The organism is Pseudomonas pergaminensis (genome assembly GCF_024112395.2).
GTDB classification, from domain to species: domain Bacteria; phylum Pseudomonadota; class Gammaproteobacteria; order Pseudomonadales; family Pseudomonadaceae; genus Aquipseudomonas; species Aquipseudomonas pergaminensis.
The window spans coordinates 4,004,620-4,016,550 of sequence record NZ_CP078013.2 but is presented as its reverse complement, the minus strand read 5'-3'; the positions used below and the strand labels follow the sequence as shown (position 1 = coordinate 4,016,550).

11 protein-coding genes are annotated in these 11,931 nt (G+C 61.3%); all 11 read right to left on the bottom strand.

Translation table 11 applies throughout. The features are described from left to right. Positions 1-27 precede the first annotated feature (27 nt). Positions 28-1,881, bottom strand: a complete 1,854-nt coding sequence (gene nuoL, locus KUA23_RS18140) for an NADH-quinone oxidoreductase subunit L (RefSeq protein ID WP_078049038.1) — start codon at positions 1,879-1,881, stop codon at positions 28-30. Continuing rightward, on the bottom strand, positions 1,878-2,186 hold the full coding sequence (gene nuoK, locus KUA23_RS18135; RefSeq protein WP_003174727.1) for an NADH-quinone oxidoreductase subunit NuoK: 309 nt from the start codon (positions 2,184-2,186) through the stop codon (positions 1,878-1,880). Before nuoK ends, nuoL begins: the two co-directional genes overlap by 4 nt. Positions 2,187-2,188: 2 nt before the next feature. Next, positions 2,189-2,692, bottom strand: a complete 504-nt coding sequence (nuoJ, locus tag KUA23_RS18130) for an NADH-quinone oxidoreductase subunit J (protein ID WP_017476146.1) — start codon at positions 2,690-2,692, stop codon at positions 2,189-2,191. 9 nt (positions 2,693-2,701) lie between these two features. Continuing rightward, positions 2,702-3,250, bottom strand: coding sequence for an NADH-quinone oxidoreductase subunit NuoI (gene nuoI, locus KUA23_RS18125; RefSeq protein ID WP_003174725.1), 549 nt, complete (start codon positions 3,248-3,250; stop codon positions 2,702-2,704). A gap of 11 nt (positions 3,251-3,261) precedes the next feature. Further along, positions 3,262-4,269 (bottom strand): NADH-quinone oxidoreductase subunit NuoH, encoded by a 1,008-nt coding sequence (gene nuoH / locus KUA23_RS18120; protein ID WP_017137518.1) that lies wholly within the window; start codon positions 4,267-4,269, stop codon positions 3,262-3,264. After that, positions 4,266-6,980 (bottom strand): NADH-quinone oxidoreductase subunit NuoG, encoded by a 2,715-nt coding sequence (gene nuoG, locus KUA23_RS18115; protein WP_078049037.1) that lies wholly within the window; start codon positions 6,978-6,980, stop codon positions 4,266-4,268. The genes nuoH and nuoG overlap by 4 nt, the downstream gene beginning before the upstream one ends. 135 nt (positions 6,981-7,115) lie before the next feature. Then, positions 7,116-8,471, bottom strand: a complete 1,356-nt coding sequence (gene nuoF / locus KUA23_RS18110; protein WP_025858970.1) for an NADH-quinone oxidoreductase subunit NuoF — start codon at positions 8,469-8,471, stop codon at positions 7,116-7,118. Next, entirely contained in the window at positions 8,468-8,965 is a 498-nt protein-coding gene (gene nuoE / locus KUA23_RS18105) for an NADH-quinone oxidoreductase subunit NuoE (RefSeq protein ID WP_003174721.1), read from the bottom strand. The genes nuoF and nuoE overlap by 4 nt, the downstream gene beginning before the upstream one ends. A 2-nt stretch (positions 8,966-8,967) precedes the next feature. Further along, positions 8,968-10,752: an NADH-quinone oxidoreductase subunit C/D gene (gene nuoC / locus KUA23_RS18100; RefSeq protein WP_025858969.1), complete on the bottom strand. Its 1,785-nt coding sequence runs from the start codon at positions 10,750-10,752 to the stop codon at positions 8,968-8,970. A gap of 72 nt (positions 10,753-10,824) precedes the next feature. Further along, positions 10,825-11,499 carry a NuoB/complex I 20 kDa subunit family protein gene (locus KUA23_RS18095; RefSeq protein WP_012724951.1) on the bottom strand — a complete coding sequence of 225 codons (675 nt, stop codon included), beginning with the start codon at positions 11,497-11,499 and terminating at the stop codon, positions 10,825-10,827. A 10-nt stretch (positions 11,500-11,509) separates the two neighbouring features. After that, complete coding sequence (locus tag KUA23_RS18090) at positions 11,510-11,923, bottom strand: NADH-quinone oxidoreductase subunit A (protein ID WP_003219575.1); 414 nt, start codon at positions 11,921-11,923, stop codon at positions 11,510-11,512. Positions 11,924-11,931 lie beyond the last annotated feature (8 nt).

Genomic DNA, 11,931 nt, shown 5'->3' with positions numbered 1-11,931 from the left:
TCCTTTCGCAAGTTCGCAAAGTTCATATCAGACCGCTACCACTACGATGGCGCCGATCACCAGCACGGCACCAGCAGCCATGGAAGCTGCATACCAACGCAATTGGCCCGTCTCGCTGCGGCTCAGGGCGGTGTGACCGGCCTTGGCAGCACGCGGGATCAAACCGATGGTCTGGTCGAGCGGGTCTTTACGCAGAATGTGGCTGATGGCCAGGTAAGGCTTGACGAACAGTTTGTCGTAGAGCCAATCGAAGCCCCAGGCAGCGAACCACCAGGCCGAGAGGAAGCGGCCAATGCCACTGTTGGCAACAGCCGTCACGAAACGGCGCTTGCCGAGGAACAGCAGGGCCGCCAGGAGGATACCGGCAATGGCGATGGCGCCCGAGGCGATTTCCAGGCTGTGCTGGGCTTCGCCGCCGGCATGGCCGACGCTTTGCGGCAGTACACCGTGCAGAGGCGGGGTGATCATGGCGCCGACGAAGGTCGACAGCACGATCAGCACCGACAATGGCAACCAGTGCGAAATGCCGTGGCCTGCGTGTGCTTCGGTCTTGGCTTCACCGTGGAAGGTGATGAAGATCAGGCGGAAGGTGTACAGCGAGGTCATGAACGCACCCACCAGGCCTGCGTACAGCAGGTTCTGGTTACCGCTGGCAAAGGCTTCCCAGAGGATTTCGTCTTTCGAGTAGAAACCGGCGGTCACCAGTGGCAGGGCGGCCAAGGCGGCACCACCGACGATGAAGCTGGCGTAGGCCAGTGGCAGTTTCTTCCACAGGCCGCCCATCTTGAAGATGTTCTGCTCGTGGTGGCAGGCAACGATTACCGCACCGGAAGCAAGGAACAGCAGGGCCTTGAAGAACGCGTGGGTCATCAGGTGGAAGATCGCCGCGTCCCAGGCACCCACGCCCAGGGCCAGGAACATGTAGCCGATCTGGCTCATGGTCGAGTAGGCGAGGATGCGCTTGATGTCGGTCTGCACCAGCGCGGCGAAGCCGGCCAGGACCAGGGTCACGCCGCCAACGATGCCCACCAGGTGCAGGATATCCGGCGCCAGGGTGAACAGGCCGTGGGTACGGGCGATCAGGTAGACACCGGCGGTGACCATGGTTGCCGCGTGGATCAGTGCAGAAACCGGGGTAGGGCCAGCCATTGCATCCGCCAGCCAGGTTTGCAGCGGCAGTTGCGCGGATTTACCCACGGCGCCGCCCAGCAGCATCAGGGTGGCCAGGGTGATCCAGAAGTCACCGACCTGGAATTTCTGCGGTGCCAGCACCAGCAGTTCCTGAATGTTCAGCGTGCCCACTTGTTGGAACAGGATGAACAGGCCGATGGCCATGAACACGTCGCCGATGCGGGTGACGATAAAGGCCTTGAGTGCCGCGTTACCGTTGTTGCGGTTGCTGTAGTAGAAACCGATCAACAGGTACGAGCACAGGCCCACGCCTTCCCAGCCGAAGTACAGGAACAACAGGTTATCGCCGAGCACCAGGAACAGCATGCTGGCGATAAACAGGTTGGTGTACGAGAAGAAGCGCGAGTAACCGGCTTCACCGCGCATGTACCAGGACGCGAACAGGTGGATCAGGAAGCCCACGCCCACCACCACGCCGAGCATGGTGATCGAGAGGCCGTCGACGTAGAGGGCGAAGTTGGGCTTGAAGCCCTCCACCGACATCCACTGCCACAGCACCAGGGTGTAGTGACCGCCTTCTGGCGGCGCCACGTTGAATTGCCAGATGACGTAGGCGGCAACGATCGCCGACAGGCCAATGGAACCCACACCCACCAGGGCCGAGAGGTTTTCCGACCAGCGTCCACGGGAGAACGACAGCAGCAGGAAACCGATCAGGGGGAATACGAAAGTCAGAAAGATCATGTTCATCCGCGCATCTCACTGGCAGCGTCGATATCAAGCGTGTGGAAGCGACGATACAGTTGCAGCAGGATCGCCAGGCCAATACTGGCCTCGGCGGCTGCCAGGCTGATCACCAGGATGAACATGACTTGTCCATCCGGCTGGCCCCAACGTGCACCCGCTACGATGAACGCCAGTGCCGCGGCGTTCATCATGATTTCCAGGCTCATCAACACGAACAGAATATTACGGCGGACCATCAGGCCGACCAGGCCAAGGCAGAACAGGATGCCGGCGACCGCCAGACCATGCTCCAAAGGGATAGCAGGCATCGTCATTGCTCCTTGGCTTCGTTGCGGCCCAAGTGGAAGGCAGTGATGGCTGCGGCGAGCAGCAGCATCGAAGCCAGTTCGACCACCAGCAGGTACGGGCCGAACAGGCTGATGCCCACGGCTTTTGCGTCTACGGTGGTGTGGCCGATGGCCTGGCCGCTCTGGTGAGCGAACAGTACATACAGCAGTTCAGCCAGCAGCAGCGCTGCCAGGATCACCGGGCCGAGCCAGATGCCGGGCTTGAGCCAGACGCGTTCCTGGGCGACCGAAGCCGGCCCCAGGTTGAGCATCATCACCACAAACACGAACAGCACCATGATGGCGCCGGCGTAGGCGATCACTTCCAGCACACCGGCGAACGGTGCGCCGAGGCTGAAGAAGGTCATGGCCACGGCGATCAGCGAAATGATCAGGTAGAGCAGGGCGTGCACGGGGTTGGTGTTGGTGATCACGCGAAGCGTGGACACAACCGCGATACCCGATGCGAAATAGAAAGCGAATTCCATCTTTCTTCCTTAAGGCAGCAAGCTCTTCACGTTGATCGGCTCGGCTTCGTTTTGTGCGGCGCCTTTCGGCTTACCGGCAACGGCCATACCTGCAACACGATAGAAGTTGTAATCAGGGTTTTTACCGGGACCAGAGATCAGCAGATCTTCTTTCTCGTACACCAGGTCCTGACGTTTGAACTCGGCCATCTCGAAATCCGGTGTGAGCTGGATCGCGGTGGTCGGGCAAGCTTCCTCGCAGAGGCCGCAGAAAATGCAGCGCGAGAAGTTGATGCGGAAGAAGTCCGGGTACCAGCGACCGTCTTCGGTTTCAGCTTTCTGCAGGGAGATGCAACCCACCGGGCACGCCACGGCGCACAGGTTGCAGGCTACGCAACGCTCTTCGCCATCGGGGTCGCGGGTCAGCACGATGCGGCCGCGATAGCGCGGCGGCAGGTACACCGCTTCTTCCGGGTATTGCAGGGTGTCGCGTTTGCGGAAGCCGTGACCGAACACCATCACCAGGCTTCGCAACTGGGTACCGGTACCCTTAACGATGTCGCCAATATATTTGAACATGGGTCAAATCCTCACTGAACCGCGCCCGCTGGCGTGTTCAACAACACAACGGCAGCAGTCACCAGCAAATTGATCAGGGTCAGCGGCAGGCAGAAGCGCCAGCTGAAATCCATCACCTGGTCGTATCGTGGACGCGGAATGGAAGCGCGCAGCAGGATAAACAACATGATGAAGAACGCGGTCTTCAGGAAGAACCAGAAGAACGCCAACTGCGGCAGGATGCCGAATGGACCGTGCCAGCCGCCGAAGAACAGCGTGACCAGCAGGGCCGAGATCAAGATGATGCCGATGTATTCACCGACGAAGAACATGCCCCATTTCATGCCGGCGTATTCGATGTGGTAACCGTCGGCCAGTTCTTGTTCCGCTTCCGGCTGGTCGAACGGGTGACGGTGAGTCACGGCGACGCCAGCTATGAAGAAAGTACAGAAGCCGAAGAACTGCGGAATGATGAACCACAGGTTCTGCGCCTGGTACTCGACGATGTCGCGCATGTTGAACGAGCCCACCTGCACCACGATGCCCATCAGCGCGAGGCCCATGAACACTTCGTAGGACACGGTCTGGGCCGAGGCCCGCAAGCTGCCCAGCAGGGCGAACTTGTTGTTGCTCGACCAACCGGCGAACAGCACCGCGTAGACCGACAAGCCGGCCATGGCGAAGAAGAACAGCAAGCCGATGTTCAGGTCCGCCACGCCCCAGGTCGGGGTGATCGGGATGATCGCGAAGGCGATCAGCAAGGCGCTCATGGCCACGACCGGTGCCAGGGTGAAGATCACCTTGTCGGCAAACGGCGGGGTCCAGTCTTCCTTGAAGAACATTTTCAGCATGTCGGCGGCGATCTGGAACATACCAAACGGGCCAACGCGGTTCGGACCGTAACGGTCCTGCCACCAGCCCAGCAGGCGACGTTCGACGAAGCTGAGCAGGGCGCCCGCGACGACCACGGCCAACAGGATCACGATGGCCTTGACGACCGAGATGATCACGTCGATCACTTCAGGAGTGAACCAAGTCATTGCGCTGCCTCCTGCAGACCGTCAACGGTTTTGCCAAAGATCGCCGCTGGAATGCCGGCGATGCCTTTAGGCAGTGCAACCAGGCCAGCGCCCAACTCGTCGTTGATGCGCAGCGGCAGACGCAGGGTCTGACCAGCCACGTTCAGGCTGAGCAGGGCACCGTCGTTGACGCCCAGGCGGTCGGCTTCGGACTTGGCCACGGACACGTAGGCGGCTGGGATGCGCTCTTGAACCGGTGCGGCTTTCGAAGAGTTCTCTTCGCTGCCGAACAGGTGGAAGAACGGCACAACCTGCCAGGTGCCCTGGGCCGGGTTGAACGGACGCGGTACGGCAGAGAACCAGTTCAGCGAATCACCGGTGCTTTCGATCAGGCGGGTGCCCGGGTCGCCAGCACGGATGTGACCACCGACTTCGTCCTGGAACTTGTTCCAGGCCTGCGGCGAGTTCCAGCCCGGCGACCAGGCGAACGGCACCTGTTGGCGCGGTTCGGCGGAGCCCGAGTAACCTTCCATGGAGAAGGCGAACGCGGTGTCGTTGTCTTGCGGGGTACGCGGTTCGTGCACGCTGATATCAGCGCGCATGGCGGTACGACCGGAGTAGCGCAGCGGCTCACGGGCCAGTTTCATACCCTTGATGCGGAACGCGGCGGACGGTGCAGCGTCGACGATACGGGCCAGCTGCGGCGCGCTCGCGGCGGTAGCGGCGGTCACGTGGTCGAGCTGGGTCCAGTCGATCGGCTGGTTCAGCAAGGTAGCGCGCAGGGCATGCAGCCAGCGCCAGCCTTCGTGAACCAGGATGCTGGCATCCATGTACTTCGGATCGAACACCTGGAAGAAGCGCTGGGCGCGGCCTTCCTGGCTGACCAGGGTGCCGTCGCCTTCGGCGAAGGTGGCGGCTGGCAGCACCAGGTGGGCGCGATCGCTGGTAGCGGTCTTCTGGTGATCGGCGACGATCAGGACCTTGGCGGCGTTCAGTGCAGCGTCAACCTTGGCGGCATCGGTGCGAGTGTACAGGTCGTTTTCCAGCACCACGATGGCGTCGGCGTTGCCGTCGGTCACGGCCTGCAAGGCCGCGTCCAGGGACTCGCCACCGAGCATGGCCAGGCCGAGGCTGTTGGCCTCTGGCACGACCAGGCTGATGGAACCGTTCTTGTCGCGCAGCTTCAGGGCCTTGGCGATGTTGGCGGCGGCTTCGATCAGCGCCTTGGAACCCAAGGAGGTGCCGGCAATGATCAACGGACGCTTGGCGGCCAGCAGGGCGTCAGCGATGCGCTGGGCCAGTTCGGCGGCTTCAGTGTCCAGGCCTTCGACGGCCGGTGCGCTGGCATCGAGGGCGTGGGCCACGGCGAAACCGATGCGCGCCAGGTCATCCGGTGCCGCGTGCACACATTCTTCGGCGATGTCATCGAGCTTGGTTTCAGCCAGGCTGGCGATAAACAGCGGGTTCAGCGCGTGCTGGCCGATGTTTTTCACGGCGGCGTCGAGCCAAGGCTGGACGCGCATGGCGTCGGCCATGTCTTCGGCCTTGCCTTTGACCGACTGGCGCAGCGACAGGGCGATACGCGCGGCGGTCTGGGTCAGGTCTTCACCGAGCACGAAGATGGCGTCGTGGTCTTCGATGTCGCGCATGTTCGGAACCGGCAGCGGGCTGTCGTTCAGCACTTGCAGGACCAGGCGGATGCGCTCCAGCTCACCGGCTTCGATGCCGGAGTAGAAGTGCTCGGCGCCGACCAGCTCGCGCAACGCGTAGTTGCTTTCGAGGCTGGCACGCGGCGAACCGATACCGACGATGTTGCGCCCGCGCAGCAGGTCGGCGGCTTTATCCAGCGCGGCGTCCAGGCTCAGCTTGGCGCCATCGGCCAACAGTGGCTGGCGAGGGCGGTCTTCGCGGTTGACGTAGCCATAGCCGAAACGGCCACGGTCGCACAGGAAGTACTGGTTGACCGAACCGTTGAAGCGGTTTTCGATCCGACGCAGTTCACCGTAGCGCTCACCCGGGGAGATGTTGCAACCGCTGGAGCAACCATGGCAGATGCTCGGGGCGAATTGCATGTCCCACTTACGGTTGTAGCGCTCGGAGTGAGTCTTGTCGGTGAATACACCGGTCGGGCAGACCTCGGTGAGGTTGCCGGAGAACTCGCTTTCGAGCACGCCGTCTTCAACGCGACCGAAGTACACGTTGTCGTGGGCGCCGAATACGCCGAGGTCGGTGCCGCCGGCGTAGTCTTTATAGAAGCGCACGCAACGGTAGCAGGCGATGCAGCGGTTCATTTCGTGAGAAATGAACGGGCCGAGGTCCTGGTTCTGGTGGGTACGCTTGGTGAAGCGATAACGGCGCTCGTTGTGGCCGGTCATCACCGTCATGTCTTGCAGGTGGCAGTGACCGCCTTCCTCACAGACCGGGCAGTCGTGAGGGTGGTTGGTCATCAGCCATTCGACAACGCTGGCGCGGAACGCCTTGGATTCATCATCGTCGATGGAGATCCAGGTGTTGTCGGTGGCTGGGGTCATGCAGGACATGACGATACGACCACGGGTGTCGTTCTCGTCGGTGTATTGCTTGACCGCACACTGGCGACAGGCACCGACGCTACCAAGCGCGGGGTGCCAGCAGAAATACGGGATGTCGAGGCCTAGTGAGAGACATGCCTGTAACAGGTTGTCTGCCCCATCGACTTCGAGCGCTTTGCCGTCTACGTGGATAGTGGCCATGGTTCAAAGTTCTTCGTTGGCCCGTTGTCAGCGGGCGTGGCTAATGGAATCTTGTTATTCATGGGCGTCAACACAGCCTGTACGGCGTCAGCCCATGAGCAGGTGAAGGGCACGGACCCTTCACCTGTTAAAGCGTTACGCGCCGACTACGATCGGCCTCGCCAGAGGCGGGACGGCGGCGCTGGTAGGCGCGATGCCGGCTTCGAACTCCGAGCGGAAGTATTTGATTGCGCTGCCCAATGGCTCCACGGCGCCCGGTGCGTGAGCACAGAAGGTCTTGCCTGGGCCGAGGAAACCGACCAGACCCAGCAGGGTCTCGATGTCACCCTCGCGGCCTTCGCCGTTTTCCAGGGCCATCAGCAGCTTGACGCTCCACGGCAGACCGTCGCGGCATGGGGTGCAGAAACCGCACGATTCACGGGCAAAGAACTGCTCCATATTGCGCAGCAACGAGACCATGTTCACGGTGTTGTCGACCGCCATTGCCAGGCCGGTACCCATCCGAGTGCCCACCTTGCCGATGCCGCCGGCATACATTTGTGCGTCGAGGTGCTCGGGCAACAGGAAACCGGTGCCGGCGCCGCCTGGCTGCCAGGCTTTCAAGGTGTAGCCGTCGCGCATGCCGCCGGCGTAGTCCTCGAACAGCTCGCGGGCGGTCACGCCGAACGGCAGTTCCCACAGGCCAGGGTTCTTGACCTTGCCGGAGAAGCCCATGAGCTTGGTGCCCATGTCTTCGCTGCCTTCGCGGGCCAACGATTTGTACCAGTCCACGCCGTCGGCAATGATTGCCGGCACGTTGCACAGGGTCTCGACGTTGTTCACGCACGTCGGCTTGCCCCACACGCCCACGGCGGCAGGGAAGGGCGGCTTGGAGCGCGGGTTGGCGCGGCGGCCTTCGAGGGAGTTGATCAGTGCGGTTTCTTCACCGCAGATATAACGCCCGGCGCCGGTGTGCACGAACAGTTCGAAGTCAAAACCCGAACCGAGGATGTTCTTGCCCAGCAGGCCCGCTGCCTTGGCTTCTTCCACGGCACGGTTGAGGTGCTTGGCGGCGGTGGTGTATTCGCCACGCAGGAAGATGTAGCCACGGTAGGTTTTCAGCGCGCGGGCGCTGATCAGCATGCCTTCGATCAGCAGATGGGGCAGTTGCTCCATCAGCATGCGGTCTTTCCAGGTGTTCGGCTCCATTTCATCCGCGTTGCACAGCAGGTAGCGGATGTTGATGGATTCGTCCTTGGGCATCAGGCCCCACTTCACGCCCGTGGGGAAGCCTGCACCGCCGCGGCCTTTGAGGCCGGCGTCTTTCACGGTCTGGACGATGTCGTCCTGGGCCATGTCGGCAAAGGCTTTGCGTGCAGCGGCGTAACCGTTCTTGGCCTGGTACTCGTCGAACCATACAGGCTCGGCATCGTCACGCAGGCGCCAGGTCAGGGGATGGGTCTCGGGCGAACGCTTGATCAGGTTGGCCGGGCCGAAAGAAGTCAGGGTCATGGGTAGCCCTCGAGCAATTGGGTCACGCCAGCAGGCTGCACGTCACCGAATGTGTCGTCGTCGATCATCAACGCCGGCGCCTTGTCGCAGTTGCCCAGGCAGCACACCGGCAGCAGCGTGAAGCGGCCGTCCGGGGTGGTCTGGCCGAGGCCGATGCCCAGCTTGTTCTGGATTTCGCTGACCACGGATTCGTGGCCGCCGATGTAGCAGACCATGCTGTCGCACACGCGAATGATGTGGCGACCCACTGGCTGACGGAAGATCTGGCTGTAGAACGTGGCCACGCCTTCAACGTCGCTGGCAGGGATGCCGAGGATCTCGCCGATGGCGTAGAGCGCGCCGTCCGGCACCCAGCCACGTTCCTTCTGGACGATCTTCAGGGCTTCGATCGACGCCGCGCGCGGGTCTTCGTAGTGATGCAGCTCGTGCTCGATGGCCGAGCGCTCGGTTTCACTGAGGGTGAAACGGTCTGTCTGGATAAGCGTGCTATTCATGCTTAGCGGTCCACGTCGGCCATAACGAAATCGATACTACCCAGGTACGCAATCAAGTCCGCGACCATCTCGCCTTTGATCACCGAAGGGATCTGCTGCAAGTGGGCAAAGCTTGGGGTACGAATCCGGGTGCGGTAGCTCATGGTGCCGCCATCGCTCGTCAGGTAATAACTGTTGATACCCTTGGTCGCTTCGATCATCTGGAAGGACTCGTTGGCCGGCATGACCGGGCCCCACGAAACCTGCAGGAAGTGCGTGATCAGGGTTTCGATGTGCTGCAGCGTGCGCTCTTTGGGCGGCGGCGTGGTCAGCGGGTGATCCGCCTTGTACGGGCCGGCCGGCATGTTGCGCATGCACTGCTCGATGATCTTCAGGCTCTGGCGCATTTCTTCGACGCGCACGATGCAACGGTCGTAGGCATCGCCATTGGCGGCCAGCGGGACTTCGAATTCGAAGTTTTCGTAGCCCGAGTACGGACGCGCTTTACGCAGGTCGAAGTCGCAACCGGTGGAACGCAGGCCAGCACCGGTGACGCCCCATTCCAGGGCTTCTTTGGTGTTGTACTGGGCGACGCCAATGGTACGACCCTTGAGGATGCTGTTATCCAGCGCAGCCTTTTGGTACTCGTCCAGACGCTTGGGCATCCAGTCGATGAATTCCTTGACCAGACGTTCCCAGCCATTGGGCAGGTCGTGGGCAACACCGCCGATGCGGTACCAGGCCGGGTGCAGGCGGAAGCCGGTGATGGCTTCGATGACCTTGTAGGCGCGCTGACGGTCGGTGAAGGTGAAGAACACCGGGGTCATGGCGCCGACGTCCTGGATATAGGTACCCAGGAACAGCAGGTGGCTGGTGATCCGGAAGAACTCGGCCATCATGATGCGGATGGTGTCGACGCGGTCGGGCACCTTGATGCCGGCCAGCTTCTCGACCGAGAGCACGTACGGCAGGTTGTTCATCACGCCGCCGAGGTAGTCGATACGGTCGGTGTACGGGATGAAGCTGTGCCACGACTGGCGCTCGGCCATTTTCTCGGCACCACGGTGGTGGTAGCCGATGTCCGGGACACAGTCGACGATTTCTTCGCCGTCCAGTTGCAGGATGATACGGAAGGCACCGTGAGCCGAAGGGTGGTTCGGCCCCAGGTTGAGGAACATGTAGTCCTCGTTGGTGCCGGAGCGCTTCATGCCCCAGTCTTCCGGACGGAAGCGTGCAGCCTCTTCTTCAAGCTGCTGCTTGGCGAGGTTGAGGCTGAACGGATCGAATTCGGTGGCGCGCGCAGGGAAGTCCTTGCGCAGTGGGTGACCTTCCCAGGTCGGCGGCATCATGATACGCGTCAGGTGCGGGTGGCCCGGGAAGTCGATCCCGAACATGTCCCAGACTTCGCGTTCGTACCAACTGGCGTTCGGCCAGATACCGGTCACGGTCGGCACGCTCAGGTCGCTCTCGGACAGGGCGACCTTGATCATCACGTCGCTGTTACGTTCGATCGACAGCAGATGGTAGAACACGGTGAAATCGGCGCCGCTCGGCAGCCCCTGGCGCTTGGTGCGCAGACGCTCGTCCACGCCATGCAGGTCATAGAGCATGACGTACGGCTTGGGCAGGTTGCGCAGGAAGGTCAGGACTTCGACAAGCTTGGCACGCGCCACCCACAGCACCGGCATACCGGTGCGTGTGGCCTGGGCGGTGAAGGCGTCAGGGCCAAAACGGTTATTGAGTTCGACGACCACATCCTGGTCGTCTGCCTTATAAGGCGGGATGTACAGAGCACTGCCTGTAGTCATGGTTTTTTATCGCTTTCGGTCAACGTAAAGAATGAAGCCAGGTTTTCGTTCTATAAAAGAAGCGGTGCTGGATCAGACTTCGTCGGGGCTGCGCAGGTTGGTGACTGCGATTCGCTGTTCGCGGCGCTGTTCCTTTTGCGAAGGCATCTCGGCGCGGTACACGCCTTGATCACCGACGACCCAGGAAAGCGGGCGACGCTCCTTGCCAATCGATTCTTGCAACAGCATCAAGCCTTGCAGGAATGCTTCAGGGCGGGGCGGGCAGCCAGGCACGTAGACGTCCACGGGCAGGAACTTGTCCACCCCTTGAACGACGGAGTAGATGTCGTACATGCCACCGGAGTTGGCGCACGAACCCATGGAGATAACCCACTTTGGCTCGAGCATTTGCTCGTAGAGACGCTGAATGATCGGCGCCATCTTGATAAAGCAGGTTCCGGCGATAACCATGAAATCCGCCTGGCGCGGCGATGCCCGGATAACCTCGGCGCCAAAGCGCGCGATGTCGTGGGGCGCCGTGAAGGCGGTGGTCATTTCCACGTAGCAGCACGAAAGACCGAAGTTGTACGGCCACAGGGAGTTCTTACGTCCCCAGTTGACCGCGCCACTCAGCACGTCTTCCAGCTTGCCCATGTAGATGTTTTTGTGGACTTGATCTTCTAACGGATCGGAAACGGTTTCCCGTTCGCCGATAGGGTACTGATCGTTAGGAGCATCCGGGTCGATCCTGGTGAGATTGTATTGCATCGCCAAAGCCTCATTGTTTCAGCTTCGCTTGCCGCTTACGACGAGCTTCCGGAGCCCAGTCAAGGGCGCCCACTCGGAATAGGTAGACAAGGCCTGCCAACAGAATTGCTATGAAAACGAGGGCTTCGACGAATCCGGTCCAGCCGCTTTCGCGGACGGACACAGACCAGGCAAAGAGAAAGAGGGCTTCGATATCGAAGATCACGAACAGCATCGCGACCAGATAGAATTTGGCTGAGAGCCGCAAGCGGGCGCCACCTGTAGGCAGCATGCCGGACTCGAACGGTTCATTTTTGCTGCGGCCCCAGGCTTTTGACCCGAGGAGGCTGGAAACACCGAGCATGAAGGCGCAAAGGCCGACAACACCGAGGAGGAAAATGGCAAAGCCCCAGTTGTGGGCCATGAGTCCTGTCGCTTCGGTCATGCTGGAAA